General features: G+C 67.8%; 21 protein-coding genes. 4 read left to right on the forward strand and 17 right to left on the reverse strand.

Translation table 11 applies throughout. The features are described from left to right. Positions 1-48: 48 nt before the first annotated feature. The 4 genes from ACTJJM_RS08160 to ACTJJM_RS08175 all read right to left on the reverse strand — a co-directional run bounded on the left by ACTJJM_RS08160 (position 49) and on the right by ACTJJM_RS08175 (position 5,147). On the reverse strand, positions 49-363 hold the full coding sequence (locus ACTJJM_RS08160) for an I78 family peptidase inhibitor (RefSeq protein WP_019336670.1): 315 nt from the start codon (positions 361-363) through the stop codon (positions 49-51). Positions 364-441: 78 nt separating this feature from the next. Next, positions 442-1,524: a ribonuclease H-like domain-containing protein gene (locus ACTJJM_RS08165; protein ID WP_440865396.1), complete on the reverse strand. Its 1,083-nt coding sequence runs from the start codon at positions 1,522-1,524 to the stop codon at positions 442-444. Beyond that, entirely contained in the window at positions 1,461-3,950 is a 2,490-nt protein-coding gene (locus ACTJJM_RS08170; protein ID WP_049453930.1) for a DEAD/DEAH box helicase, read from the reverse strand. The genes ACTJJM_RS08165 and ACTJJM_RS08170 overlap by 64 nt, the downstream gene beginning before the upstream one ends. 93 nt (positions 3,951-4,043) lie before the next feature. Further along, positions 4,044-5,147: a hypothetical protein gene (locus ACTJJM_RS08175; protein ID WP_440865390.1), complete on the reverse strand. Its 1,104-nt coding sequence runs from the start codon at positions 5,145-5,147 to the stop codon at positions 4,044-4,046. Positions 5,148-5,387: 240 nt separating this feature from the next. On the opposite strand from ACTJJM_RS08175, the gene ACTJJM_RS08180 reads away from it, so the two are divergent. Further along, entirely contained in the window at positions 5,388-5,906 is a 519-nt protein-coding gene (locus tag ACTJJM_RS08180; RefSeq protein ID WP_440865391.1) for a hypothetical protein, read from the forward strand. 40 nt (positions 5,907-5,946) lie between these two features. Beyond that, the gene (locus ACTJJM_RS08185; protein ID WP_019337490.1) at positions 5,947-6,621 is read left to right on the forward strand and encodes a hypothetical protein; all 675 of its coding nucleotides are present in this window, start codon (positions 5,947-5,949) and stop codon (positions 6,619-6,621) included. 110 nt (positions 6,622-6,731) lie between these two features. Here ACTJJM_RS08185 and ACTJJM_RS08190 read toward each other — a convergent pair whose 3' ends face one another. From ACTJJM_RS08190 to ACTJJM_RS08230, 9 genes are read right to left on the reverse strand one after another with little or no spacing between them, the layout of a single operon-like run. After that, a complete protein-coding gene (locus ACTJJM_RS08190) occupies positions 6,732-8,540 on the reverse strand; it encodes a hypothetical protein (RefSeq protein WP_440865392.1) in 1,809 nt (602 codons plus the stop codon). After that, entirely contained in the window at positions 8,537-10,723 is a 2,187-nt protein-coding gene (locus tag ACTJJM_RS08195; protein WP_440865393.1) for a hypothetical protein, read from the reverse strand. Before ACTJJM_RS08195 ends, ACTJJM_RS08190 begins: the two co-directional genes overlap by 4 nt. Beyond that, positions 10,720-11,841, reverse strand: a complete 1,122-nt coding sequence (locus ACTJJM_RS08200) for a BatA domain-containing protein (RefSeq protein ID WP_317215723.1) — start codon at positions 11,839-11,841, stop codon at positions 10,720-10,722. The genes ACTJJM_RS08195 and ACTJJM_RS08200 overlap by 4 nt, the downstream gene beginning before the upstream one ends. Further along, on the reverse strand, positions 11,838-12,734 hold the full coding sequence (locus tag ACTJJM_RS08205; RefSeq protein WP_440865394.1) for a DUF58 domain-containing protein: 897 nt from the start codon (positions 12,732-12,734) through the stop codon (positions 11,838-11,840). The genes ACTJJM_RS08200 and ACTJJM_RS08205 overlap by 4 nt, the downstream gene beginning before the upstream one ends. Before the next feature lie 7 nt (positions 12,735-12,741). Next, positions 12,742-13,725: an AAA family ATPase gene (locus ACTJJM_RS08210; protein ID WP_049453939.1), complete on the reverse strand. Its 984-nt coding sequence runs from the start codon at positions 13,723-13,725 to the stop codon at positions 12,742-12,744. 16 nt (positions 13,726-13,741) lie between these two features. Then, the gene (locus ACTJJM_RS08215; protein ID WP_012509667.1) at positions 13,742-14,449 is read right to left on the reverse strand and encodes a DUF4159 domain-containing protein; all 708 of its coding nucleotides are present in this window, start codon (positions 14,447-14,449) and stop codon (positions 13,742-13,744) included. Beyond that, a complete protein-coding gene (locus ACTJJM_RS08220) occupies positions 14,449-15,783 on the reverse strand; it encodes a TldD/PmbA family protein (protein WP_019336350.1) in 1,335 nt (444 codons plus the stop codon). Before ACTJJM_RS08220 ends, ACTJJM_RS08215 begins: the two co-directional genes overlap by 1 nt. A 21-nt stretch (positions 15,784-15,804) precedes the next feature. Continuing rightward, positions 15,805-17,439, reverse strand: a complete 1,635-nt coding sequence (locus ACTJJM_RS08225; RefSeq protein WP_440865395.1) for a TldD/PmbA family protein — start codon at positions 17,437-17,439, stop codon at positions 15,805-15,807. A 30-nt stretch (positions 17,440-17,469) separates the two neighbouring features. Continuing rightward, entirely contained in the window at positions 17,470-19,101 is a 1,632-nt protein-coding gene (locus ACTJJM_RS08230) for a TldD/PmbA family protein (protein ID WP_010487264.1), read from the reverse strand. A gap of 669 nt (positions 19,102-19,770) precedes the next feature. On the opposite strand from ACTJJM_RS08230, the gene ACTJJM_RS08235 reads away from it, so the two are divergent. Continuing rightward, positions 19,771-20,385 (forward strand): DUF938 domain-containing protein, encoded by a 615-nt coding sequence (locus ACTJJM_RS08235; protein WP_010487244.1) that lies wholly within the window; start codon positions 19,771-19,773, stop codon positions 20,383-20,385. On the opposite strand, the gene ACTJJM_RS08240 is transcribed toward ACTJJM_RS08235, so the two are convergent. From ACTJJM_RS08240 to ACTJJM_RS08255, 4 genes are all read right to left on the reverse strand, one after another. Beyond that, positions 20,386-21,066, reverse strand: a complete 681-nt coding sequence (locus ACTJJM_RS08240; protein ID WP_236565220.1) for a HipA domain-containing protein — start codon at positions 21,064-21,066, stop codon at positions 20,386-20,388. It abuts the gene before it with no gap. Next, positions 20,996-21,361, reverse strand: a complete 366-nt coding sequence (locus ACTJJM_RS08245; RefSeq protein ID WP_262103104.1) for a HipA N-terminal domain-containing protein — start codon at positions 21,359-21,361, stop codon at positions 20,996-20,998. Before ACTJJM_RS08245 ends, ACTJJM_RS08240 begins: the two co-directional genes overlap by 71 nt. 3 nt (positions 21,362-21,364) lie before the next feature. Next, entirely contained in the window at positions 21,365-21,622 is a 258-nt protein-coding gene (locus ACTJJM_RS08250; RefSeq protein ID WP_010487243.1) for a helix-turn-helix transcriptional regulator, read from the reverse strand. A gap of 160 nt (positions 21,623-21,782) precedes the next feature. Further along, entirely contained in the window at positions 21,783-25,469 is a 3,687-nt protein-coding gene (locus tag ACTJJM_RS08255) for an indolepyruvate ferredoxin oxidoreductase family protein (protein ID WP_235651264.1), read from the reverse strand. 169 nt (positions 25,470-25,638) lie between these two features. Here ACTJJM_RS08255 and ACTJJM_RS08260 point away from each other — a divergent pair, with 169 nt between their 5' ends. Beyond that, positions 25,639-26,274 carry a tetratricopeptide repeat protein gene (locus ACTJJM_RS08260; RefSeq protein ID WP_049480440.1) on the forward strand — a complete coding sequence of 212 codons (636 nt, stop codon included), beginning with the start codon at positions 25,639-25,641 and terminating at the stop codon, positions 26,272-26,274. Positions 26,275-26,435 lie beyond the last annotated feature (161 nt).

Below are 26,435 nucleotides of genomic sequence, written 5' to 3' on the forward strand. Positions count from 1 at the left end.
CTCCTCGGATCGGTAGTCCCGGCCAGCGGCCGGCACTACCTTGGGACATCAACCGCAGCTGGCGCGCTCGATCTTGTTCTGCGCGTCCACCTGCACGGTCACGCGGTCCTGGCGGAAGTCCATGGTCACCGCCATGCCGGGTTTGACTACCCGCGCACCGCGCGCGCCGCTGTCAGCCACCAGCTTCTTGATCGTGGCTTCGTCGGCGGTCTTGCCGGTGAAGGCGTCCAGCGCCTCCGGCCTGCATTCGTGCGCGGCATCGGCCACGGGCGCCGGCGCGGGATCGTGGGAGGTGCTGCTGCCAGCGTGACTGCAGGCGGCCAAGGGCAGGATGGCGAGCAGGACCAGGGGACTGAGGCGCATCGTCGGGCTCCAGGCGTGGATGGTGGCGGCAGTGTCACCGCTGTCACCGTCAGGGCATGTCAACGCGGCCGTGCGCCGTTACTGCCCGACCAGCGCCAGCGTCTCGCGTTCGCGTTGTTCCTCGCGCACCAGCCGCTGCAGCAGCAGGGCCAGCGTCACCACGTCCTGGTGATTGTGGTCGGCGACCCGCCGCAGGTTCACCGCATCGCCGCCGCGCAGGAAGCGCAGCCATGCGCCCGGGGCTTCCGAGCCCGGCAGGTCGTCCTCGCGCACCACGCGCAGCAGCTGGCGTTCGATGGTGGACAGCTTGCAGTTCTCCCACGTGCCGCGATAGCGGCGGCGCGTGGGATAGAGCAGGTCGACGTGATCCAGTGCGGTGATCGGGCAACGTTGCCGGGCCAGCCGGTAACGCGCTTTCAGCAGCGGTGCGTCATAGCTGCGGCCGTTGTAGCTGCAGAACACGGTGGACGGTTGCAGCCAGCCGGCGAAAGTGGCCAGCATCGCGTCCTCGGCGGCCATCGTGGCCATCAGCAGCTGGCGGATGCGCAGGCCTTCGCCACGCTGTGGGCACACATGCCAGTCCGCAGCGCCGATCATGAAGGCGCGGGTGCCGGTGCCGCCGGCCAGGCCGGTGGTCTCGGTATCGAAGAACAGCAGGTCGCGCGCGGCCACGTGCTCGCCGTCGCGACGGGCGAAATCCAGCGACAGCGGCTGTGCCGGGATCGCCTGCGGCTGCAGCGATTCGATCAGGAACAGGCCCGGTGCGATCTCCTCACCTGGCAACTGACGGTCCTGTGCGCTGGCGCGAGCAGGTGCGGGGCCGCCGCGCGTGCGCAGGCCGAGCAGGCGATGCAGGCTGCCCACTTCGGGCCGACGCAGCGCGGACGGCGCCGTGGCAGGTGCCGCAGCGCCGGTCGGCTTGTGGCGGATCTCCTGCTCGACCCAGGCGAACACCGAACGCTCGGCCGGTGGTTGCCGCGCATCGTTGGCGGCCACGGGTGCCGGTGGCGCAGGGGGCACGTCGGCCGCAGCCGGTATGCTCGCCTTCGGGTCGCCGGCCTGCCTGCGCAGCAGGCGCAGCTTGTCCAGGCTCAGGCTCACGGCGCCAGCAGCTCCATCGGATCGCGCACGGGCACCACCACGTCGGGTACATGCTGGCAGGCATCGGCATCGAACAGGTCGAGCACGCGCAGTGCCAGCGCGCGCGGCGAAGTCTCATCCTCTTCCTGCGCGGCCAGGACGGGGCCGACACAGGCCGGGCAGCCGGCCTTGCAGTCGCAGCGCTGCACCAGTTCGCGCGCGCGCTGCACCAGTTCGGCCTGGCGCTGCCACAGCGGTTCGCTGAGGCCCACGCCACCGGGGAAGTTGTCGTACAGGTACACGGTGGGCACGAACTCCTGCAATAGCTCGACAACGCCAGGATCACCCTCGCTGCCACGCAGCTGGCCACGGCCGCTCTGGTCGGCGATCGCGAACCAGGAACCATCGCCGTTGCCGACCGACTTCTGCAGGTCGCGCGCATCGGCCATCACCGCCACGGTGGCGACGATGTGCAGCGCATACGCTGCGCCGAGGAAGCCATCCAGCGCATCCTGCTTGCTGGCGAACGCGCGCAGCAGCAGCGCCTGTGGCAGCTGCCACCACACCGCCGTGGTGTGCAGTTCCTGGTCGGGCAGGTTCACCGGCCCGTAGCCGATGTTTTCGTGGGTGTAATAGCGGATCTTCTTGTAGCCGGCTACGCGGCGTACCACGTGCACTTCGCCGTGGTGCGAATCACCACGGCCGGCCACGCCGCCATCGAAGCGGTCGAGCACCTTGAGCTTGGTGAAGTCGATGCTGTCGGTGTAGTAGTCCACGTGGGTGCGGGTGACGTAGGCCTTGCGCCCGTCCCAGTCCAGCGTCTCCACCTGGTACGGAGTGGACTGCACCATGTGGATGGCGCCTTCGTACAGGGTGAGTGCGGCGGCGGAATAATCGACCTCGGCGATGATCTGCTGGCGGCCATCGCTGCGGTCGACCACCACGAAGTTGCCGTCGGCCACCGCGCGCAGGCTGACCGCATTGGCGGGATAACTGTCGGCGATCCATTCCCAGCGCTCGCCTTCGCGGTGGATCACTTCGGTCTCGGCCAGCGCTTCCAGGAACACTTCCGGATCGATCGGGCCGAAGCCATCGCCGACCCGGAACGGCAGCTCGAAGGCTGCGCAACGGATGTGGTCGAACAGGATCAGCGGCTGGTCCGGCGCGATGCGCGCGTGCTCGGGCGAGGCTTCGGCGAAGAAGTCCGGATGTCGCACCACGTACTGGTCCAGCGGCTGCGAACTGGCCACCATCACCCCCAGCGCGGGCTGCTGGCGGCGACCGGCGCGGCCGAAGCGCTGCCAGGTGGCGGCCACGCTGCCGGGGTAGCCGTTGAGGATGACCACGTCCAGGCTGCCGATATCCACGCCCAGTTCCAGCGCCGAGGTGCTGACGATGCCGTCGATGTTGCCGGCACGCATCGCGCGCTCGGTCTCACGCCGCTCGGTGGGCAGGTAGCCACCGCGGTAGGCGCGGATGCGCGGCGGCTTGCGCGGGTCGTGGTCGAAAATATCCTTCAGGTACTTGGTCAGCACTTCCACCATCAGGCGTGTCTGCGCGAACACCAGGGTCTTCAGCCCGGACTTGATCGCGATGCGCGCGATGCGGTTACTCTGCGATCGCGCCGAGGCGCGCAGGCCCAGGTCCGGATTGATCACCGGCGGGTTCCACAGCAGCACCTGCTTCGGCCCGCTGGGCGCACCGGATTCGGTGATGGCGGTGACCGGCGCTTCGATCAGCGCCTCGGCATGTGCCTGCGGGTTGCCGATGGTGGCCGAGCACAGGATGAACTGCGGTTGCACGCCATAGAACGCGCAGATGCGCTTGAGCCGCCGCAGTACATTGCTGACATGGCTGCCGAACACCCCGCGGTAGGTGTGCACTTCGTCGATGACGATGTAGCGCAGGTTCTCGAAGAACTGCGCCCACTTGGTGTGATGCGGCAGGATCGCCTGGTGCAGCATGTCCGGGTTGGAGACCACGATGTCGCCGTGCAGGCGGATGGCCTGGCGTGCATCGCCGGGGGTGTCGCCGTCGAAGGTGAAGGCCTTCACCCCCAGATCGCCGGCGCGGTTGAGTTCCAGCAGCTCGGCCACCTGGTCCTGGGCCAGCGCTTTGGTCGGGAACAGGTACAGCGCCTTGGCCTTGTCCTGCATCGCCGCGCTGACTACCGGCAGGGTGTAGCACAGCGACTTGCCGCTGGCGGTGGGGGTGACGATGGCGACGTGTTCGCCGCGCTGGCTGGCCTCCCACGCCTCGGCCTGGTGGCTGTAGAGCTGTTCGATGCCACGCGCCTTCAGCGCGGCGGCCAGCGCCGGCGGCACCGACGCGGGAATCGGCGCGTAGCGCCCTTCGCGGCCAGGAATGGCAAAGCTGCCGGTGATGCGGTCCTGGTAGCGGCGCTGCAGGCGCGCGCTGAGCAGGGCGCCGTCGCGGGCGGGCAGGCCGTCGCGGGTAGCGAGCTTCTGCTCGGCGTCGGCGGTGCGCTTGGCGAGTTCGTAGGCCATGGAAAGTGGAGCCGGGACGGATTGCGAGGGGTCACATGGCACCACATCCACGTCTCAGGATGTGAGACATCGCGCGCGAAGGGCGTGAACCGTTCAGTGCCACGGGTCCGGACGCTGCGCGATGTCCGCGTCAAGCGCCTCGCTGCGGCGGAGGAACTGCACCATGCAGACCACAAACCGCACCGCGTGCCAGCCCAACGCCAGCAATGCCACCGCCTGCCAGCCAGACGCAAGCGGCCAGCCCGGCTCCAGGCGCTGCGACCACGGCATCCAGGCGGCGCCGAAGACCAGCACGCACAACAGCAGGCCCAGCCACGCCAGTTGCCAGAACCCTCCCGTGGGCGGATAGCGCCGTCGGTCGCTGGCCAGGCACCACGCCGTGCCAGCGCCCAGCACTGCGCCGTCACAGGCGCGCACATCCAGCAGCATCGAGCGCCCGCGGGAGAATGCCGCAGCGTGCTCCCAATTCTCTGGAAGCTGCACACGCCGGTCATTGCCCAGCAACCACACCCGTGATGTCTGGGCAGTACGCTGGTACGCGCGCAGGCGCCCGCGTACCCGCAGCACGCGCTGCGCTGTCGCAGGGCCGTTGCGGCGAGGGAAGCCCTGCCAGGCCGCAAGACCGGCGATGGCGAGCAACGGCATGGCGAGCAGGCCCGGGACGCCGGTGGCGGCCCACAGCGCCAGTGCGGCAATCAGCAGCGGGGACGGGCGCAGGCCGGGACCCCGTCGCATCGAGATTTCTTCGGGTGTCTCCAGGCGCTCGCCACAGACGCGGCTGGTGGCTGCATCCGGCCGTGCAGCAGCGATGCTGAAGCCATTGAGACGCACCACCATGGCCACGTGATCACCCAGTACCACGTCAGCTTCATTGTCTTCCGAGAGGTAGGGCCATGCCTGTCTTGGCACCAGCACGGGAATGCCACCCAGGAAGCCGTCACCGACCGGGAAGCTGTTCCGCCACGCCCCACCGGTGAAGGCGCCATGCAGCCGCTTTACCTGGTCGTCGTGGTCGCAGCCGGTCAACGCGCGCACCGGTGCCAGTGCCATGTGTTCGTCCGCGCCCAGCGTCCGCAGCGTGCTGCTGCGGCGCAGCGAGGCGATGCCGGCGCGGACACGCGATGTCCATTCGGCGGCGGTCGCGGTGACCACCAGGCACACGACCGCCAGACCCACCAGTACTGCCGCGCGCGACATCAGCAGGCGACTGGCCGACGCGGCGGGCGTGTGGAGGGAGCTGTCATCAGGGATGGGGCTTACCGGGAAAACCGCAGGATGCCGTCCCCGCCTCCCGAGGGGAATGAAGTTCGTTGCAAACTTCGGCGCCCAGGCCGCGCAGCGATGATGCGTGACACACCCTGAATGCCCCCGCCGATGCCAACGAAATCTGAAGCCCGCATCCGTATCCTTGTTCACTGGACGCAACCAACAGGGTGGATGGCTGTGGCACAACGTGGAACGCAGGGAGTACTGCTGGCCAGCCTGTTGCTGGCGGGCGTCGCGCAGGCGCAGCAGGCAGCGCCGGTAGCGGTGTCCGATCCTGTGCCCGCTCCCCCTGCTGATGCCCCGGCAGCACCTGCCGCGCCGATCTCCACCACCCTGCCGCAGGACAATGTCACCACCCTCGGCGAAGTGCGTGCGCTCAAGCCGGAAGACGAGCCGCTGGACCTGTACCGCTTCAAGAATCCGGTGAAGTTCGGCGACAACCGCTTCAGCCGCGACTGGAGCGAACCGCCCTCGCCGGAGCAGGTCAGCATGGGCGGCGGCTACATCATGATGGGCGTGGTCAAGGGGGTGATGGCGGCGGCCAAGGGGATCAACAAACTCACCGGCGGACCTGCGCAGATCCAGGCCGCCGTGGCGCGGCCACCGCCCGAGTTCAGTGCCGAGCAGCAGCAGCGTGCGCTGCGGTTCTCCCAGGAGCAGGATGCCGGTGATGCACCGCCGGTGAAGTAGGCCGGTATATCCTGCTGGCTCCCCCACCGGTAGGGCTGCCATGTTCCTGCGTTCGATCTGCCTGTTGGCCGCATTGCTGCCGGTCTCCGCCTTCGCGGATGGCATTGCCGATGATGGCGCCTGCCGCAATGGCGCGTTTCCCTCCGAACAGAGCCGGTTCGCCCTGGCGCGGGTGGTCGATGCACCACGTCTGTACCTGCTTGGCGACATGGACGGCTGCCCGGCCAAGGGCGAGCCGGCCTGCCGCCAGCGCAGCTATGTGGTCAATGGCGATACCGTGGTGACCGGGCGCGACCTGGGCCGCTATCGCTGCGCGTTCTTCCCGAACAAGGTGGGTGGCAGCGCCGGTTGGGTCGACCGCAGCAAGCTGCGGGCGTTGCCGGTGGTCGTGCCAGCGCTGCAGGATTGGGCGGGCGAGTGGAAGGATGGCGACAACGGCCTGAAGATCCGCGTGCAGGGCGGGCAACTTCATGTGGAGGGTGACGCCTACTGGCCCTCAGCCAACCCCACGCCGGAACAGCGTCCCTACGGGCCGAACATGGGCCAGGTGGAAGCGCGGGCGACGCCGCGTGGTGCTGATGTGGAATTCGTCGAGGACACCTGCAGGGTGCGAGTGCATTCGCTGGGTGAGGTGCTGATCGTGGCCGATAACAGCGAATGCGGTGGCATGAACGTGCGTTTCAACGGTGTGTACCGGCGCGCCGGAAAACGCTGAAGGGCGCATGAGGGATGGGGCCGGTAGATCCACGCCACGCGTGGATGCTGTGCGCGATCCAACGGCGGGGTCGGAGCCCTTTCGCGAACGAAGGGGATCCGACCCCAGGCTCAGCGCCGCCGCTCCAGCCACCACAGCAATGATGCGCACAACACGAACGCCAGCCACCACGGCCAGCGCGAGCCCGGCACGGGGTGCATCACCGACGCGTCTGCAGGCGGGCTGGCAGCCAACGCCTGCGTGGTCGCATCGATCATCGCCTGCCGATGCAGCGTCGGTGCATCCTTCGGGTCGAACACATAGCGCCAGACAACGCTGTCGCCACGCTGCAGGCGCTGCCAGCCTGCCTCACGGGGCCACCAGCCGGCGCAGCGCAGCGCCGATGTCGCGCCATCGACAATCAGGGGTACAGCGTCACCACGTTTGTTGATGATCTGCAGCGGCGCTTGCACGCCACACAGCGCCTGCCGTTCGCCTGCCCAGCTGATCGGCTGCGGTGACCACAGCGCATCATCGCTGCTCTGTGCGCGCGCCAGCGTGGCCACCACGCTGCTCCAGAGTTCGCCATGGCGGTCATCGCGCCCGGCCAGCACCCAGCGCCAGCTGTCGGTCAGCGGCAGCAGGCCAATGCGGCCCCTGCCAACCGCGCGCCAGCCACCGATGGCATTGCCGGCACGATCGTGCAGCAGCGCGCTGCTGCCCGGCGCCTGCAGCGCCAGTGTCTCCAGCGCTGGCAGGGCGGCACCGTGCGAGCTGCGATCGGCCTCTTCGCCGTAGCCGGTCGGCAACGTGCCGGCGGCAAGCGGGCCACGTCGTGCGGCGAGGATCGCGCTTTCGCCATCGCCGGGAAGCTCGAGGGTGCGGCTGCTGCCATCGCCCTGCACGGGCAGGCCCAGATCGCGGAGACGCTGGCGCGCACTGGCCGAAGGTGCGCCCGCGCTGCGGACCAGCACGCCCAATCCATCGCGCAGGGCCTGGCGCACGGCGGCCAGCTGGCCCGCACTCAATGCCGCCAGGCTGCGTTCGTCCAGCAGCAGCAGATCGCTGCGCGTCAGCGATGCTGCATCGATCAACACCGGGCCATCGCCAACGCTGAGTCCGGCCCCGGTATCCGCCTGCACCTGCACACGGATGCCGGCATCGGCCGCCCAGCGGCGCAGGTACTTCAGCTCTGGGCCCGGCGCACTGGCGCGCACCAGCAGGCGCAGCGGTGCGGCCGGCAGGGTCTGCTGCGGCACCGGTACGCTGTCCACCACATGGCCGTCGGCATCGAGCAGGCGCAGCTTGAACACGCTGCGGCCTTCGGCTCGGGCGATGCCGCTCAGCTGCACGCGGCCGTCGTCGGCAACGTCCGTGCGATCGACCACGCTGTCGGCCGGGTCGAGCAGTTCTGCTTTCGCCTTTGCCGCGCCACGCGCCTGGGCCACTACTTCGAAGCGTGCACCGGGAGCCACATCGGCCGGTGGTTGCAGCGCGATCCAGCCGCGCGGCTCCGGTGCAGCCTGCCAACGTACATCCGGTGGCAGCAGCGCGTCGCGGTCCCGTGCGGCCAGGCCCGCACCGACCAGCGTCAGCGTGGAGGCTGGATGCTGGCGCAGCGCGGTGGCCAGGTCGGGTACGCGCTGTGCGCCGGGCACATCGGCAGCTTCGGGTAACAGCAGCAGTGGGCCTTCGCTGGCCGGGAGTGCGCCAGCCCGGTCGGCATCGATTCCCAGCACGACCAACCCGCCTGCGGGCTGCTGGCGATTGGGGGGTACGAGGCAGAAATACAGCAGCATGGCAGCGGCGATCTGCAGCGCAATGCCGATCCAGCGGCGGCCTGGGTGCGTTGTGCTTCCACGCAACAGGCGCACGCTGGCGATGACCACGACCACAGCAAGTGCCAGCGCAATCCACAGGTTCGGGCTGGAGGGGGTCATGGCTGCGCCTCCAGCGCGTCGAGGTAGCGCTGGCCCATCGCATCGGCCGCACTGCGCCGCATCGCCTGCGGCAGTGGACGTTGCAGTGCCCGCCACAGCTGTGCGCGCAGGCGCAGGCGGCAGTCGTGGCAACCGGGCTCGATGCGCAGCTGCTCGATGGCGGCGGCCAGATCCAGTGCATCGGGCAGGTAGGCGGCGTTGCGCTGCTGCCAGGTCGCGAGCGCATCGAGATCCGGTGCGCCGTTGTCATCGCCGAGGCGTTGCCAGGCTTCAACAATGGCCGGGTCCGGCGGCGTGCGCGCGGCCAACGGCAGTTCACGACTGGCCAGTCCGGCGCGATCACCGCCGAGTCGACGGCCTTCATCAATCGGTGGCAGCTCCGGCCCGACCCGGGCCAGATAAATGCGTTCGGCCTGCTGCACCTGCTTGATGAAGCCCAGCGCCTTGTACGCGAAGGGCAATGCCTGTTCCGGACGGCCCTGGCGCAGCTCGCCTTCGGCCGACCACATCTGGTCCAGCGCGGCCTTCAACGTGGCGCGGGTCTGCGGATCGAGCAGAGTCGCCGCCTCGGCGTGGTCATGGGTGTGGCCATACTCGGAGAGCACGTCGGTGTCGCTGCCGAACACCGGTGGCGTATCGGCATTGGCCGGCTTGCCGCCGTGGTCGTGGCCATGCGCGTCGTGCGCGCCTGCATCGGCGCCATGGTCGTGATCGTGCTCGTCGTCATGGTCGTGGTCGTGGTCGTGGTCGTCTGCGGCCGGCGTATCGCTGGTGGGCAGGTCGCTGGTCGGCGGTCGCTTCGGCGCACCCTCGCTTTCCTCGCCCAGGAACTGGCCGTAGCGCAGGCGCAGGATGCGCTGGTCGACACCGATCGCATCGCTGCGCTTCACGAAGTCCTCGGCGGCCAGGCTGCGTCGCTGCCGGATCAGGGCTTCGGCATCGATGATGATCTGCCGCTGGCTGCGGAAGTACGCAGGCAGGGTCTTCTTGATGCGGCCCTCGAGCTCTGCACCGAGCGCAACTTCGGCGCTGGGCAGGCGCAGGATCACGCTGCTGCTGCGCCCGGTCTGCGGCGTGGGTGCATGATTATCGCGCACCTCCAGCTGGGCGATCACATCGTTGCCGGGCTGCGCGCCCAGTGACGCCAGATCCAGGGTGTGGGCGAAACGCCGCGCGGTGGCTTCGCCGCTGCCGGCAAGCGTGATGCTGCGCTTCACGAAGGTGATGTTCTCGCCGCTGCCCTGGGTGGTGGTGATCGACAGCGTTGCCTGCGCCGCGACACCGTAATCGTCGCTGGCTTCGAAGCGCAGTGCCCACTGTCGTTGCCCCGGCGTGCCCAGCACCAGGCTGGCCGTGGGCTCCAGTACGCGCACGCGGGGTGCACGGTCGGCCACCACATCCAGCCGATGCAGGCGGGTCTCTGCCAGTGCCGGTTCGCTCACCACGCGGTACAGCACCGGCGCGCGTGCCACATCCTGCGCCTGCCACTGTCCTTCGTGCTCGCTCAGCGGCAACCGGCGACCATCGTGGAACTGCAGCCATGCCTTGTCCGGTGCACGGTCGAAGCGTAGCGACCAGGACAGCCGGCTATCTGCGGCGACCTTGGCGTCCAGCGCATTCTGGGTAAGCGTGGCCTGGCCGGTATAGACCGGTGCGTCGATGCGCAGGCGGGTGGACTGCAGGCGTAGCGGGCCTGCGGCGGCCGTGCTGCCTGGCGCCGACGTGCGGACTGGCGCGGAACCGGGGTTCGAACGTGGCCAGCCGACTGCCAGCACAACAATGGCCAGGCCCGCGATCCAGCACAGCGCCAATGCCCCAAGCGGCCAGTGTGGACGCAGCTCCGGCATCGCGCGCTCCAGCGTGGCCAGCACATGCGCACGCTGGCGCTGCTGCAGCGGATTGAGTGTGGCGGCGTCGGCGAACAGCAGGTCGGCGCTGTCCTCGCTGGCACCGCTGCCATCGAGCTGGCGCTGCAGCCATTGCCGGTCCAGCTGGCGGGCACGTGCCGTGGCGAAGGCCGCGCAGGCGAGCAGACTGACCGTGCCAACCACGCAGGCGACATCGAAGCCCGCCAGGCGCAGCGCCAGTACCGTTGCGGCCAGCGCCCACGGCAGGCCCAGCAGAAGGGTGATGAGCGCACGGCGGCGGCGCGCACGTTGCCAGGCGTGTTGCAGGGCATTCATGCGCCCACCCTGCGCCGGGCGCTGCTGGCCATCCAGCGTTCCAGCGCGAACAGCAGCACGATGGCCAGCAACAGCCAAGGCGTCGGCTCACGCAGCGGTGGTGTTGCAGCAGGCAATGCGGCCCGCTGCGGTGCCTGGTCACGTGCATCGCCCAGGCGCGGAGCCGTGGGTGGCTGCAGCGCCAGCAGCAGGGCACGCGGTAACTTCGGATCGCGCAGCGCGGCGTTGCTCGTGGTGTTCCAGTCGCCCGGCAGCGACAGCAGATAGCCCTGACCGACGCGTTGTTGCCACAGCAGCGGTGCGCCCTCCGCGTCGCGCAGCAGGATGCGGGCGTCGGCAGCGGGCTTGCCGGCGGTGATGACACGACCGCCGTCGCGCAGCCACGCCTGCCAGTTCGCCGGCAGTGCATCGCTGCGGCTCCACACGCCGATCTCGCCGCGTTCGGGCAGGGCATCCACCGACAGCGGAGCGAGCGGTGCCTGCACGCCCCACGCGCGCTGCAGTGCGTTCAACCAGTGCTGGGCAGTGGCGGATGCCTCGCCGTGCGCGCGCAGCTGCGGCAATGCCGCTGCAGTCTGCGGCGGTGTGACCGGCATCGGCTGCGTGTGCCATTGCACGTCGCGCGACAGCTGCAGGCGGGCGCCATCCAGGCCGGGCAGGGGATCGGGAACGTGCACGACCAACGCGGTGCCCGCGGGCAGCTGTGCGTCCAGTTCGCGCAGCAGGCTGGGCAGGGAGGCCCTGGCTGCGGGTGGCGCCTGTTCGATGGCGGGGAAGCCAGGTGCCAGCCAGTGCCAGTTGCGGTCCGCAGCGGTACCACGCAGTGCAGCAGCGTCCAGCCCAGGGGCCACCACCGTCCACGCATCGGAGGCGGGAGAGGGGCCGGTCAACGCAGGTCGTGCCAACAGCAGGGCCAGGGCGGCCAGCAGCAGCAGACGCACCAGCAGCAACGGCCAGTCATCGAAGCGGATGCGCTGGCGCGGTCGGATCTGTGCACGCAGCCAGCGCAGTGCAGCGAAATCCAGTGGCGTGTACGGATGGCGCCGGGCCAGGTGGATCAGCAGCGGCAGCAGCCCTGCGGCGAGCGCGGCCAGGCCGAGCGGGAACAGCAGGGTCATGCAGCGCCCCCACGGCCGAACAGCGCCTGCAGCGGCTGGTCCAACGGTTGGTCGAGCCAGCCGGTGGCACTGGCGATGCCGCTGGCCTGCAGGCGCGCACGTAATGCGCTGCGTGCGTCAGCGAAGCGCTGCAGGTAATCGGCGCGGATCGCCGCGCCGTCGCCCAACAGTTCCTCGCCGGTTTCCGGGTCGCGGAAGCGGTGGCCGGCGTCGAACGGGAAGTCGCGCTCGTCGGCGGTCAGGATCTGCAGCAGTGCCACTTCGCGGCGTGCGCTGGCCAGCTGTTCGAGCAACACGATGCCGGCGTCGTCGAAGCCATCACCGATTGCCAGCAGCAGGTCGCCCGGGCGCACGCGTTCCCACAGCGGGCGCAGGCGTTCGGCCGCAGGCCACCCACCGCGGGCCTGTAGGGCGTTCAGTTGCAGATGCACACGGTCGCGCTGGCGCGCGCCGTTCGCTGCGGGTACCAGCTGCAGGCCATCGCCACTGATTGCCAGCAGGCCAAAGCGGTCGCCCTGTTGCAGGGCCAGTTCGACCAGGCATGCGGCCACGCGGCACATGTGGTCCAGGCGCGTGCGTTGCGGCGCCGCGCGATCGGCCTGGCCGGCCGAGGCGGTGGCATCGAGCAGCAGCCAGACCGTGATCGGGCTTTCGCGTTCGGATTCGCGCACGAAAAAGCGGTCCGAGCGCGCGTACAGCTTCCAGTCGATCTGGCGCAGTTCGTCCCCGGGCTCGTAGGCTCGGTACTGAGCGAATTCGAGACCGGCACCGCGGCTGCGGCTGGCGTGCTGGCCGATGCCGCTCGCCCCGCTGGCCAGGCGCGGCCGCAACCGCAGCAGGCGCAGGCGCGCACGCAGTTCCGGTGGCAGGGTCAACGGCGTACCTGCGTACACGCGTGGCTCAACCCGGGAACGGCACGGCCTGCAGCAGCGCAGCGACCACGTCGTCGGCACGCTTCTGCTCGGCCTCGGCGGCGAACGACAGCAGCAGGCGATGGCGCATCACCGGTGCGGCCAGCGCCTGCACATCCTCACGGGTGGCGGCAAACCGGCCCTGCAGCAGCGCACGGGCCTTGGCGGCCAGCACCAGCGACTGCCCGGCACGCGGGCCGGCGCCCCATTTCACCCATTGGTTGATGGCGGCCGGCGCGCCGTCGCCCGGACGGCTGGCGCGTACCAGGCGGGTGATCCAGGCCAGCACATCGGGGCTGACGTGCACCTGGCGCACCGCGGCCTGCAGTGCGATGACCGCTTCGGCATCCATCACCTTCGGCACCGCGTCGGTGGCGCCGCCGGTGGTCTGTTCCAGGATCTGCCGTTCTTCGTCTTCGCTGGGGTAATCCACCAGCACATGCAGCAGGAAGCGGTCCAGCTGCGCTTCCGGCAGCGGGTAAGTGCCCGCCTGCTCGATCGGGTTCTGCGTGGCCAGCACGAAGAACGGCGCGGGCAGCGTATAGGTGGTGCCGGCGTAGCTGACCGTGCGTTCCTGCATGGCTTCCAGCAGTGCGGCCTGGGTCTTGGGCGGGGTGCGGTTGAGCTCGTCGGCCAGCAGCAGGTGGGTGAAGATCGGGCCCTGCTGGAAACGGAAATGGCGATGGCCGGTGCCGTGGTCTTCTTCCAGCAGCTCGGTGCCGAGGATGTCGCTGGGCATCAGGTCCGGGGTGAACTGCACGCGCCGGAACTGCAGTTCCAGCGCCTGGCCCAGGGAGCGCACCAGCAGGGTCTTGCCGAGCCCGGGCGCACCTTCCAGCAGGCAATGGCCGCCGGCCAGCAGGCCGATCAGCAGCTGTTCGACCACGGTGTTCTGGCCAACCACCGCGCGTGCGAGCGCAGCGCGCAGATCGTGCAGGCGCGGCAGCAGGGAATCGAGGTCGGGGGAGGTCATGGGCGTGCAGGTCCTATCAATTGTTCAACGCGTACATCACGATGTTGACGCCGAAGCGGGTGTTGTCCTCGGCCAGGAAGCGCTTGTTGCGCCAGTCGTAGTCCCACTCGCAGCCATAGTCCTTGTTGCTGTAGAGCAGGCCCAGGCGGCCGTCGACCTCGATGCCCTTCAGGTAGTCGTGCACCAGGTCGTCGCCCCAGCCGTTGAGTTCGAAGCTGGTGGCGGGCGGGCCATCGGGGAAGCGGAAGAAGCTACGGTACAGCGCGTGGCTGTTGGGCAGCTTCTGCAGTGCCTTCGGACCAAACAGGCGACCCATCTGCGCCTCGAATGAGGTGGCGAACAGGCCGTCGATGTCATGGTTGCAGTCGTCGACGAAGACGAAGCCGCCATTGCGAACATAGCGGACGAAGTTCTGCCGTTCGGCGGCATTGAACTCCACCAGCGTGTGCCCCGCCAGGTAGCAGAACGGCGCCTCCAGCATGCGCGGGTCGGCCAGCGCCACCACGTGTTCCTGCGGGTCCACGCGCAGCGAGGTGTAGTCGATCAGCGAGGTGATCAGGTTGGACGGCATGCGCGCGTCCACGTCCCAGTCGCCGGAGTCGTACTGCAGGCGGGTGAACCAGAAGTCGTAGCGCGAACTGCGCGGGCCTGCCTGCGCGAAGGCCGGCAGCGCCGCCGCCGAAGCGGCAGCGGCCAACCAGCGCAGGCAGGCCCGGCGATCCATCAGACCGCGTCGGACAGCGAGGTGAAGGTGAAATCGCGCAGCTTCATTGGCGGGATCATCATCACGTAGCTGGATTCATCACCGGCCACGCGCACCGGCTTGCCCAGCTCTTCGATGTTGTTGAGCATGATCACCGGCGATTCGTTGAAGCGGAAGTTCTTCACCGGGTGCTTGATCTGGCCGTTCTCGATGTAGAAGGTGCCGTCGCGGGTGAGGCCGGTCAGCAGCACGGTCTGCGGATCGACCATGCGGATGTACCAGGTACGGGTGACCAGGATGCCCTTCTGGGTGCCGCGCACCAGTTCGGCGGTGCTCTTGTCGCCACCGCTCATCAGCAGGTTGCCCGGTGTTGCCTTGGCGGTCTTGCCCTGCTTCTGTGCCCAGAAGCGCGAGTAGTCCAGGTTGGCGATCTTGCCGTTCTCGATGATGGCCATGCGCTCGCGCGGCATGCCTTCGCCATCCCACGGCAGCACCGGTGCGTCCGGATGCCACGGGTCGGCGATCATGGTCACGCGCGGGTCGTAGACCTGCTCGCCCAGCTTGTTGCCCCCGCCCTTCTTCGACAGGAAGCTGCGACCTTCATCGGCCGAGCGTGCGCTGAAGAAGTTCATCATGAAGCTGATCAGGCCCGCGGCCGCGGCGGGCTCCAGGATCACCGTGTACTTGCCCGGTTCCAGCGCCTTGGCTTCGGCCGATTCGGTGGCCTTGCGCATGGCGATGCGGATGTCCTGGTCGGCCTTGAAGTCGGCGGCATCCTTCAGGTTGCGGCCAACCCAGCCCGAACCACGGCCATCTTCGGTACGCACGGTGCAGGTGTAGTCGAAGTTGGTCGTGCGCTGGTAGGCGAAGTTGCCGTTGCTGTTGGCGGTGGCCTGGAAGCCCTGGCCGTCTTCAAGGAACCCGGCGGCGATCAGGCCGTGGCCACGGCAAGGAGCGATCGAATCGGCGGCGACCTTGGCGCGGAAGGCCGGATCGATGGCAGCGGTGGATTCGCTGAAGGTCGGGCTGGCGCGGTAGCTCTGCTTGCCGATGGCCGGCATGAACTCCGGATTCTCCGGCGCCAGCCGGGCCAGGTCCTCGGCACGACGCACCACGCGTTCCAGCGCGGCATCGTCGAACTCGTTGATCGAGGCCGTGCCGACGCGCTTGCCGAAGGCGACGGTGACTGCCAGCTCGGTGTTGTCGACGATGCCGCTGGTGGAGACATTGTTCAGCGCGAAACGGATGTTGCCGCTGATCGCGCCGGCCAGCACGGCGGTGCACTCGTCGGCCTTGGACAGGGCGATGACCTTGTCGAGGATGGCCTTGGCCTGGGCTTCGGTGAAGATACTCATGGTGTAAGGGCTCCTGACCGATCAGCCGAGGCTGCGTGCGGTGTTGATGACGTTGATGCCGTTGAAGCGCGCGGTGGACGAACCGTGCGAGACCGCCGAGACCTGGCCCGGCTGGCCCTTGCCGTCGAAGAACGAACCACCCAGGCGGTAGTCACGCTCGTCGGCCACGGCGGTGCAGGCATTCCAGAACTCCGGCGTGCGGATCTGGTAGGCCACGTCTTCCAGCATGCGGGTGATCTGGCCGTTCTTGATCTCGTAGAACAGCTGGCCGCCGAACTGCGCGTTGTAGCGCTGCTGGTCGATCGAGAACGAACCATCACCGATGATGTAGATGCCGTTCTCCACGTCCTTGATCAGGTCCGGCACGCTCAGCGGCTTCTTGCCCGGTGCCATCGACACGTTGGCCATGCGCTGGAACTGCACGCTGGACCACGAGTCGGCGTAGCAGCAGCCGTCGGACTCGCTCTTGCCGAGGATGTGGGCCTGGTCGCGGATGGTCTGGTAATCCACCAGCTTGCCGTTGCTGATCAGGTCCCAGCGCTTGCACTTCACGCCTTCATCGTCGTACGCGACCGCGCCCAGGCTGCCCGGCTGGGTCTTGTCGGCGAAGATGTTGACCAGCTCGCTGCCGTACTGGAAACGCTGCTCGCGCTTGTCCAGGGTGGCGAAGCTGGTGCCGGCGTAGTTGGCCTCGTAGCCGAGCACGCGGTCCAGCTCCAGCGGATGGCCGATCGACTCATGGATGGTCAGCCAGGTGTGCGACGGATCCAGGACCAGGTCGTACTTGCCAGGCTTCACCGACGGCGCCTTCAGCTTCTCCTGCGCCTGCTTGGCCGCCGCGATGGCGTCTTCCTTCATGTCGTAGGACGAACCGTAGTTCACCACGCCGTTGGGCGTGAGCACCTTGCCGCTGGCGGCGCCGTCCAGGTACTCGTAGCCCAGGCCCATCGGCGAGGACAGGCCTTCGCGGGTACGGAACTTGCCGCTGGACTTGTCGATGGCGGTGATTGTCATCGGTGCCCAGATGCGATGCACATCCTGGTCGATGTAGGAACCATCAGTGGAGGCGAAGTACTTCTGCTCGTTGACCAGGAACAGCATCGAGTTGACGAAGCTGGCACCGGCGCCCATCGCCGCAGCGTTGACGTCCAGCAGCAGGCCGACCTTGTCCTTGATCGGCACCTCCATCGCATTCTTGCGGATCGGCGTGCGCCAGCTCACCTCACCGACGCCCGGCGCCTTGGCCAGCTGCACCGGTGCGGTCTGCACGCCGGCATTGGCCTTGGCGATCGCCGCGGCCTGCTGCGCGGCCCTGGCCACGTCGGCCGTACCCAGCGCATTGGTAGCCGCGAAGCCCCAGGCACCGTTGACGATCACGCGGATGCCCACGCCGGTGGACTCGGTGTTCACCACGTTCTGCACCTTGTCCTCGCGGGTGATCACGAACTGCCGCAGGTAGCGGCCGATGCGCACGTCGCAGTAGGTGGCGCCAGCGCTGCGTGCGGCCTGCAGGGCGGCGTCGGCCAGGCGCTTCTTCAGCCCCAGGTCCAGCGTGCTCTGCAGCTGTTCGGCGGCAATCGCCTTGCCGAAGAAGGAGGGCACGATCAGCCCACCCGCGGTAAGCCCGGTCAGGGCCAGGAAGTCACGTCTTTGCAAGGCTGCTCTCCATGTCGAAGGATGGGTGGCTCAAGCGCCGAGACTGCGCGCGGTGTTGATGATGTTGATGCCGTTGAAGCGGGTGGTGGACGAACCGTGCGAGACCGCCGAGACCTGGCCGGGCTGGCCCTTGCCATCGAAGAACGAACCGCCCAGGCGGAAATCGCGTTCATCGCAGATGGCGGTGCAGGCGTTCCAGAATTCCGGCGTGCGGATCTGGTAGGCCGCGTCCTCGACCATGCCGGCGATCTTCCCGTCCTTGATCTGGTAGTACAGCTGGCCGCCGAACTGCGCGTTGTAGCGCTGCTGGTCGATCGAATACGACCCGCGGCCATGGATGTAGATGCCGTTCTCCACGTCCTTGATCATGTCCTCGACGCTGAGTGGCTGTTTGCCCGGCGCCAGCGAGACATTGGCCATGCGCTGGAACTGCACGCTGGACCAGGAATCGGCATAGCTGCAGCCGTGCGACGCATCGCGGCCGAGGATATGGGCTTCATCGCGGGTGGCCTGGTAGTCGACCAGGATGCCGTCGCGCACCAGGTCCCAGCGCTGGGTCTTCACCCCTTCATCGTCGTAGCCGACCGCACCGAGGCTGCCCGGTTGGGTCTTGTCGGCGAAGAAGGTGACAATGTCGCTGCCCCAGCGGAAGCCGGCATCGCGCTTGTCCAGCGTGGCGAAGCTGGTGCCGGCGTAGTTGGCTTCGTAGCCGAGCACGCGGTCCAGCTCCAACGGGTGGCCGACGTTCTCGTGGATGGTCAGGAACAGGTTGGACGGGTCCAGCACCAGGTCGTACTTGCCGGGCTTCACCGACGGCGCCTTCAGTTTCTCGCGCGCGTGGCGGGCGGCGGCGATGGCGTCTTCGACCGGGTCGTAGGAATCGCGGTAGGCGGTGATGCCGCCGGGCAGCTGGACCTTGCCACTCGCATCGCCATCCAGGAACTCGTAGCCCATGCCCATCGGCGAGGAGAGGCCGGCGCGGGTACGGAACCTGCCGCTGGCCTTGTCGATGGCAGTGGCGGTGAATGGCAGCCAGATGCGATGGATGTCCTGGTCGATGAAAGAACCGTCGCTGGAGGCGAAGTACTTCTGTTCGTTGACCAGGAACAGGGTGGAATTGATGTAGTCGGCGCCCGCATTCAGCGCGGCGGCGTTGAGCGCCAGCAGCAGCTCGACCTTGTCCTGGATCGGCACCGCCATCGCGTTCCTGCGGACCGGCGTCTGCCAGCGGACCTCACCCACCGACGGCGTCGGCGCCAGCTGCACCGGCCGGGTCTGGATGCCGGCGTTGGCGCGGGCGATCGCCGCCGCCTGCTCGACCGCAGCGCGCACGGCGGCCTCGGTCTGCTGATGGGTTGCAGCGAAGCCCCAGGCGCCGTTGACGATCACCCGCACGCCCACGCCGGACGATTCGCGGTTGGTCACGTTGCCGACCTGGTGTTCGCGGGTGATGACCGACTGGTTGAGATAGCGGCCGATGCGGACATCGCAGTAGCTGGCCTTGGCGGTGCGCGCGGCGGCGAGCGCCACGTCCGCCAGGCGCCGGCGCTGGGCGGTATCGACCGGTGCGAGCAGCTGCTCGGCGGCGATGGCGCGGGAATGCGGCAGCAGCAGGCCCGCCAGGCCCAGACCGGAAAAAGCCAGGAACTCACGTCGTTGCACAGCGTTTCTCTCTCTCGCTCGCGTGCGGTTGGCAACGGGCCGGACCGATCACGTCAACTCCTCGACTTTCGCCAGCGCGGCGCGTCCGGGCAAGTGACTGCAGTCATGGTTGGTGGGGGTTTCGGCAGGGCTTGCAGCCCTGCACCTGCTTCAAGCCAGGGCAACGTCAACGTCAAAAGCGGGCATTCCGTGGGTGGGTGGGGCGGTGTCGGAGTGCGGGGACGCCGTGAATCCGTCCATGGAGGCTTGGCAGCCGCATTCATGCGGCTGACACCCCGCACTCCGACACCGCCCCACCTTCGACAGATTTCGTGTGCTGTTGGTGGGTGTCGACCTTGGTCGACACAATCTGTCAGATATCGAAATGTATCCGGGGTCAGATCCGTTTTCCTGTGGAAAACGGATCTGACCCCAAGAGCCGTTCCAACAGACCGCAGGAAACCGTCGAAGGCGGGGTGGGTCCGGTTGCGGGGGCGTGAGCCGCATGGATGCGGCGACCGAGCCTCCATGGACGGATTCACGGCGTCCCCCGCAACCGGACCCACCCCGCAATCCCACAGGAAGCCCGCTGTTGCTGTTGCCGTTGCTTCGGCGGGTGCAGGGCGCCGCCCTGTCGAGCAACACCCCCTCGTGCACAATGGGGCTGACCCCGCCTGGACACCGTCCCTGATGTCGAGCAAGCCGTATTCAGAAGCCTGCGAGCGCAACCGCGAACCGATCGCCACCGCACTCGACCCCTGGATGGGCGACCGGCACCGGGTGCTGGAGATCGGCAGCGGCACCGGCCAGCACGCCGCCTTCTTCGCCGAGCGCTGGCCGTGGCTGCGCTGGCAGCCCAGCGATCATCCGGACCATCTGCCTGGCATCGAGGCGTGGCGCGCCGAGGCGGCGCTGCTCAACCTGCTGCCGCCCGTGGCGCTGCAGGTGGAACTGCCGCCGGCAGCGGGCCTGACCCTGCCGGAGGGCAGCTCGTTCGATGCCGCATTCAGCGCCAACACGTTGCACATCATGGGCTGGGAGTACGTGCAGGTACTGTTCGGCGCGCTGCCGCCACTGTTGCGTCACGGTGCGCTGCTGGCGGTCTACGGGCCGTTCAACTACGGTGGCCGCTACACCAGTGACAGCAATGCGCAGTTCGATGCCTGGCTGAAGGCGCGTGATCCGCGTAGCGGCATCCGCGATGTGGAAGCCGTGCATGCGCTGGCTGCGGACAATGGCTTCACCCGCCTGCGCGACGTGGCGATGCCGGCCAACAACCGGCTGCTGCTGTGGCGGCTGGGGTGATCATGCGTCGGAGGCCATGCTGGAAAGTCGAGCGGCTGCAGCACGTAGTCCGTTGAAAATCGGTTCGGACACGCTCGCTGGGAAGTTGCTTGGGAGCTGATGGGTGACGTGCTCGATGGCGGGTTCGACGGCTGCAATCAGTGCTTCGATCCACGGTTCTGCACCATCGGCAACACCGCAGGCGCGCGCGGTTTCGTTCCAGTGCCGGCGTCGCACAAGGTGCAGTTTCCGGCGGCGGTTCTTGCCCTGCACGGCCATGGCGAGCTGTGCGTTTCGTGGGTCGAGTTGATTGGGTCCTCTACCGAGGATGGGATACACCGACAGCACGTCGTAGACGGGCGTAAGGCGGAAGCGTCCACCGGCTTCCAGATGAACACTGAAATTCTTGGCATGGCCGTCGGTTGCGGCCAGCATCCAGAGGAGAAACTGCGTCTTGAAGAAGATCGCGCGATCCTTGGGGTGTTCGGGCTGTCGAAGTAGATCCATGATCGCAACGATGCCGGGGCCGCCATCGGAGTCATACTTTCTGGCAGCGGGCAGACCAAAGACCTGGCACATGTCTTCCTGTGGCAGTCGCAGCCACCACTGGCGGTCGGCAGACAGGCGACGGTCAAACCGCTGGAATCTGCTCGACGTCCCCGGGTGGATGCGCAGGCGGCAGCAATTGCACTGCGCCCACACAATCCCGACCAATGGCTTCAAGAAGATCGAACGTATCGCTGCTGCGCGTGGCGAACCGGTCGCGGATCCGGTTGCGTATTGTGACGTTGTCGGGGAGAAGGTTATCGAAGTAGTCGTTGACGACGTTGCCCCGATGGCTCTCGCCCTCTGGGAGTAGGGGGAGCGAGAGCGACAACGGTCGGGACTGGGGCGAGCTGACCCATTGGCTGACGTACGACAACCGGGATGACCCATTCCGGACATCATCCCAAAGCGCGACCTCCACACCATTCATCCAGACCCGCAGCGTACCCATGGCTCACCACTCCAATGACGACAGGTTCTCCTGGGGACTTCGTTGTTGCAGGCTGACCTCCAGGCCCAGCACAGCCCAGATCCGCATCAGGCGTTCAAAGCTTGCTGATGCAGGGTCGCGTTCCAGCGCGCCCACTGCCTGGCGGCTGATGCCAAGTTGCTCCGCCAACTGAGCCTGGCTCAGGCCCGCTTGACGCCGGAAAGCACGCATCAGGGGCGCAAGTTGTTGGGCTGTCCTCACCGTGTGCAGCGGCCTGTCCATACCGGCAGTCCCCAGGAAAAATGACCGTACGCCAACGCGTACGCAAAGGATAGGTTGCTTTACGACAAGCAACCTATCGCTTTCTCGTTGAGGAGGCAACCTATCGATTGCTATATCGCCATGCAATCAATAGGTTGCCTTTCCGTGATGCAGCGACGCGTCAAGCCACCTGCACGATATGCAGCGCCTTCGGGTTGCGCCACTGCGCCAGCAGCGCCGCTTCCCGTGCCTTGGCCTGCGCGAAATGCGCTTCCTTGACGTGGCCGAAGCCGCGGATGTGCTCGGGCACGCTGGCGATCTCCACCGCCAGCGCCAGGCGGTCGTCATCGAGGCCATCCAGCAGCAGCTGCACGGTCGCCTCGTAATCCCCGATCAGTTTGCGCTCCATGCGGCGTTCCTCGGTGCGGCCGAACACGTCGAGTCGGCCGCCACGCAGGAACTTCAGCTTCGCCAGCAGGCCGAAGGCCTTGAACATCCACGGGCCGTATTCCTTCTTCAGCAACCGGCCCTGCTCGTCCTTCTTGGCGAACAGCGGCGGTGCCAGGTGGAAACGCAGCTGGTAGTCGCCCTCGAACTGCTGCTGCAGGCGGCGCTGGAAGTCGCCGCTGGTGTACAGGCGGGCCACTTCGTACTCGTCCTTGTAGGCCATCAGCTTGAACAGGTAGCGGGCCACGGTTTCGGTCAGCGCGGTGGAACCACCGATGCGGTCGGCTTCGGCGGCGCGCACGCGCTCGACCAGGCTGCGGTAGCGGTTGGCGTAGGCGGCGTCCTGGTATTCGACCAGGAACGCGGCGCGGCGCTCGATCATTTCATCCAGCGAGCGCGACAGGCGTGCGTCGTCCAGCGGCAGGAACGCCACGTCGCCACCGTGCGAGGGCAGGCCACGCAGTTCGCGTTCGTCGCCGGTGTTGCGCGGTGCCGCGGTGGCGCCCCATTCATTGCCCTCCCATTCGCCCGGCGGCAGCGGATGCAGAGGGCCCGGGGTGGATTCGGTATCGGTGTGGCGGTTGCGCACCAGGCCGGCCGCCTGCTGCACGGCCTGCGGGTCGACCACGGCCAGGCGACCCCAGGCGAAGGCCTGCTGGTTCATCGCCACGGCGGCGCCGTTGAGTTCGATGGCGCGCATCAGCGACTCGAACGACAACGGTACCAGGCCCTGCTGCCACGCGTAGCCGAGGATGAACAGATTGGCGGCGATGGCGTCGCCCAGCAGCGCGGTGGCCAATTGGGTGGCATCGAGCAGCAGCGGTTCCTCGCCCCCCAGCGCCACGCGCACACCGGCCACGATGTCGGCGGCGGGGAACTGCATGTCCGGGCGGGTGGTGAAGGTGCCGGGCATCGCTTCGTAGGTGTTCAGCACCACCTGCGAACGGCCGGCACGCACCTTCGACAGCGCCCAGTAGTCGTTGACCACCACCATGTCGCAGCCCAACACCAGGTCGGCTTCACCGGCGGCGATGCGCACGGCGTGGATGTCGTCCGGTCGGCGGGCGATGCGGATGTGCGTGGTCACCGCGCCACCCTTCTGCGCCAGGCCGGTCTGGTCGAGCACGGTCGCGCCCTTGCCTTCCAGGTGGCCGGCCATGCCCAGCAGCGCGCCGATAGTCACCACGCCGGTACCGCCCACGCCGGTGATCAGGATGTTCCAGGGCTGTTCCAGGGTGCCGCGGATGGTCGGCGCCGGCAAGTTGTCCAGCAGGGTGGAGGCATCGCGCTTGCTGCCCTTGCGCGGCTGGCCACCGTGCACGGTGACGAAGCTCGGGCAGAAACCATTCACGCAGGAATAGTCCTTGTTGCAGTTGGACTGGTCGATCTCGCGCTTGCGCCCGAACTCGGTTTCCTTCGGCAGCACCGACACGCAGAAGCTCTTCTTGCCGCAGTCGCCGCAGCCTTCGCAGACCAGCGAATTGATCATCACCCGCTTCTGCGGGTCTTCCATCTTGCCGCGCTTGCGGCGGCGGCGCTTCTCGGTGGCACAGGTCTGTTCGTAGATCAGGATCGAAACACCCTTCACTTCGCGCAGGCGCTTCTGCACTTCGTCCAGTTCGCTGCGGTCGTGGAACTCGACATCGCTGGGGAAGTGCTCGCGCTGGCCGGTCCACTTGCCGATGTTGTCCGAAAGCACCACGATGGTGTGGATGCCTTCGGCGCGCATCTGCTTTGCGATGTCCGGCACGCTCAGCGGGCCGTCCACCGGCTGGCCGCCGGTCATCGCCACCGCATCGTTGTAGAGGATCTTGTAGGTGATGTTGACGCCGGCGGCGACCGCTTGGCGGATCGCCAGCGAACCGCTGTGGAAATAGGTGCCGTCGCCCAGGTTCTGGAACACGTGAGGGGTGTCGGTAAACGGCGCCTGCCCGGCCCAGGTCACGCCTTCGCCGCCCATGTGGGTGAAGGTATCGGTGCTGCGGTCCATCCAGGTCACCATGTAATGGCAACCGATGCCGGCCAGCGCACGCGAGCCTTCCGGCACCTGGGTGGAGGTGTTGTGCGGGCAGCCCGAGCAGTAATGCGGTACGCGCGGGAAGCTGGCGCGCGGCAGCGCAAGCTCGGCTTCCTTCTCCTGCATCCACTGCAGGCGCTGCTCGATCGATTCGTTGTTGAAGAACTTCTGGATGCGGCGGCCGATCACGCCGGCGATGGTGGCCGGCGTCAGTTCACCGGTGGACGGCAGGATCCATTCGCCGCTCTCGTCGTACTTGCCAACGATGGACGGGCGCTGGCCCCAGCTGGCCGGCCAGTTGAAGAACTGTTCCTTCATCTGGCGCTCGATGAAGGCACGCTTCTCCTCCACCACGATGATGTCTTCCAGGCCCTGCGCGAAGCGGGCGATGCCTTCCGGCTCCAGCGGCCAGGTCATGCCGACCTTGTACACGCGGATGCCGATGTCAGCGCATGCGGCTTCATCCAGGCCCAGGTATTCCAGCGCCTGCAGCACGTCCAGGTAGCTCTTGCCGGTGGTGACGATGCCCAGCCGCGCGCGCGGCGCGTCCATCACCACCTTGTCGACGGCGTTGGCGCGGGCGAAGGCCTGCGCGGCCTTCACCGCGTAGCGGTGCAGGCGCATTTCCTGGTCCAGCGGCGGGTCCGGCCAGCGGATGTTGAGGCCGCCCGAGGGCATCTCGAAGTCCTCCGGCAGCACGATGCGGCGTGCCATCGGATCGACCTCCACCGAGGCCGACGATTCCACGGTCTCGGCGATCGTCTTGAAGCCGACCCAGCGCCCGGTATAGCGGCTCATCGCCCAGCCCAGCAGGCCCATGTCCAGGATGTCCTGCACGCCGGCCGGGTTCAGCACCGGCATCATCGCGCTGACGAATTCGTCTTCGCTGCCGTGCGGCAGGGTCGAACTGCGGCAGGCATGGTCATCGGCGGCCAGCGCCAGCACGCCGCCGTAGCGCGAGGTACCCGCAGCATTGGCATGCTTGAACACGTCGCCGCAGCGGTCCACGCCCGGGCCCTTGCCGTACCACATGCCGAACACGCCCTGCACGTTGGCGCCGGGGAACAGGTTGGTCTGCTGCGTACCCCACACCATGGTGGCGCCGAGGTCCTCGTTCAGGCCGGGGGTGAACTTCACCTTGGCGGCCTCAAGATGCTTGCGCGCGCGCCACAGCTCCAGATCGAAGCCACCCAGCGGGCTGCCGCGGTAGCCGCTGACGAAGCCGGCACTGTCGATGCCTTCGGCGGCGTCGCGCAGGCGCTGCATCAAGGGCAGCCGCACCAGCGCCTGCACGCCACTCAGGTAGATCCGCCCCTCGTTGCGGGTGTACTTGTGGTCGAGCGTGTAATCACGGTCGAGCAGGTCGGCGGAAGAGGGCGAAGTGAGTTGCGCGGTACTGGTCATGGCTGGCCCGGTAGGATCGGCTGGCACCGGCCGCGTGCAGGCACGCGGCGGGAAAGGCGCGAATTGTAGCAGCGGGGCCGCGCAGGCCCCGGCACTCGCGCCCGTGGCGGTGCTGGGGTTAGGATCGGGAAGAGAGAGGGAGGCTGCAGTTGCGGCCTGGGGAGAAGGGATGTCAGTTCCAGGAAAGATCCTGGCCAGCGTGCTGCTGGCCTCGGGAGTGGTCACTGCGTGGGCCGCGCCGGTCGTGCCGGCACCACAGGAGTTCTACTTCGACAACGACCCGGCGGCCACGCCGATGGTGGCGGTGCACGGCGAGGGCGATGACCTGGTGGCCCAGCTGGTCAAGCTGCGTGAACGCGGCCGCCGCGCGGTTGAGGCGACGGTACAGCTGGCATCGGTGGCCGGGGCGCAGGGTCGCGGTGAACTGGCCGAGCAGCTGTACGGCGAAGCTCTGAAAGAGGCCCCGGCGCAGAGCAGCAGTGGCCGCAGCGTGCGCTGGAACTACGGCTGGGACCTGCTGCGCCAGGGCAAGCCGGAGGCAGCGCTGGAACAGTGGCTGGCTTCGGCCGGCAATGCGCGCAGCAAGCCCAGCTGGGTACCGCCGACCTATGCGCTGGCGCTGTGGCGCATGGGGCAGAAGCAGGAGGCGGTGCAGTGGTATGCGGCTGCGGTACGCACCGAGCCGACGCAGTGGAGTACCAGTGCCCACCATGCGCAATTGCTGCCGCAGTGGCGGGAGGACGAGCGTGCGTCGCTGGCCGAGGTGCAGCAGGCGTGGGTTGCCGCGCCGCCTGCCTGGCCCTGAGGGAGCGGTTCGGCCGGGTTGCACCCGGCACCCGCAGAGGCAACAGCCAAAGCCAAAGCAACAGCAACAGCGGGCAATCCGTGGGATGGCGGGGCGGTGTGGGTTGGCAGGACACGCCGTAAACCCGTCCATGGGGGCTCGATGGCGCCATCCATGGCGCC

Source organism: Stenotrophomonas sp. 22692, assembly GCF_052045015.1.
In the GTDB taxonomy this organism is placed as follows: Bacteria; Pseudomonadota; Gammaproteobacteria; order Xanthomonadales; family Xanthomonadaceae; genus Stenotrophomonas; species Stenotrophomonas geniculata.

What these genes read in the sequence shown, in the direction of transcription:
- ACTJJM_RS08190 (WP_440865392.1), bottom strand. Translation starts at nt 8,540, where the DNA reads ATGACCCCCTCCAGCCCGAACCTGTGGATTGCGCTGGCACTTGCTGTG.
- ACTJJM_RS08245 (WP_262103104.1), bottom strand. Translation starts at nt 21,361, where the DNA reads ATGGGTACGCTGCGGGTCTGGATGAATGGTGTGGAGGTCGCGCTTTGG.
- ACTJJM_RS08255 (WP_235651264.1), bottom strand. Translation starts at nt 25,469, where the DNA reads ATGACCAGTACCGCGCAACTCACTTCGCCCTCTTCCGCCGACCTGCTC.
- ACTJJM_RS08195 (WP_440865393.1), bottom strand. Translation starts at nt 10,723, where the DNA reads ATGAATGCCCTGCAACACGCCTGGCAACGTGCGCGCCGCCGCCGTGCG.
- ACTJJM_RS08235 (WP_010487244.1), top strand. Translation starts at nt 19,771, where the DNA reads ATGTCGAGCAAGCCGTATTCAGAAGCCTGCGAGCGCAACCGCGAACCG.
- ACTJJM_RS08215 (WP_012509667.1), bottom strand. Translation starts at nt 14,449, where the DNA reads ATGGATCGCCGGGCCTGCCTGCGCTGGTTGGCCGCTGCCGCTTCGGCG.
- ACTJJM_RS08185 (WP_019337490.1), top strand. Translation starts at nt 5,947, where the DNA reads ATGTTCCTGCGTTCGATCTGCCTGTTGGCCGCATTGCTGCCGGTCTCC.
- ACTJJM_RS08210 (WP_049453939.1), bottom strand. Translation starts at nt 13,725, where the DNA reads ATGACCTCCCCCGACCTCGATTCCCTGCTGCCGCGCCTGCACGATCTG.
- ACTJJM_RS08250 (WP_010487243.1), bottom strand. Translation starts at nt 21,622, where the DNA reads ATGGACAGGCCGCTGCACACGGTGAGGACAGCCCAACAACTTGCGCCC.
- ACTJJM_RS08170 (WP_049453930.1), bottom strand. Translation starts at nt 3,950, where the DNA reads ATGGCCTACGAACTCGCCAAGCGCACCGCCGACGCCGAGCAGAAGCTC.
- ACTJJM_RS08180 (WP_440865391.1), top strand. Translation starts at nt 5,388, where the DNA reads ATGGCTGTGGCACAACGTGGAACGCAGGGAGTACTGCTGGCCAGCCTG.
- ACTJJM_RS08260 (WP_049480440.1), top strand. Translation starts at nt 25,639, where the DNA reads ATGTCAGTTCCAGGAAAGATCCTGGCCAGCGTGCTGCTGGCCTCGGGA.
- ACTJJM_RS08200 (WP_317215723.1), bottom strand. Translation starts at nt 11,841, where the DNA reads ATGACCCTGCTGTTCCCGCTCGGCCTGGCCGCGCTCGCCGCAGGGCTG.
- ACTJJM_RS08220 (WP_019336350.1), bottom strand. Translation starts at nt 15,783, where the DNA reads ATGAGTATCTTCACCGAAGCCCAGGCCAAGGCCATCCTCGACAAGGTC.
- ACTJJM_RS08160 (WP_019336670.1), bottom strand. Translation starts at nt 363, where the DNA reads ATGCGCCTCAGTCCCCTGGTCCTGCTCGCCATCCTGCCCTTGGCCGCC.
- ACTJJM_RS08175 (WP_440865390.1), bottom strand. Translation starts at nt 5,147, where the DNA reads ATGTCGCGCGCGGCAGTACTGGTGGGTCTGGCGGTCGTGTGCCTGGTG.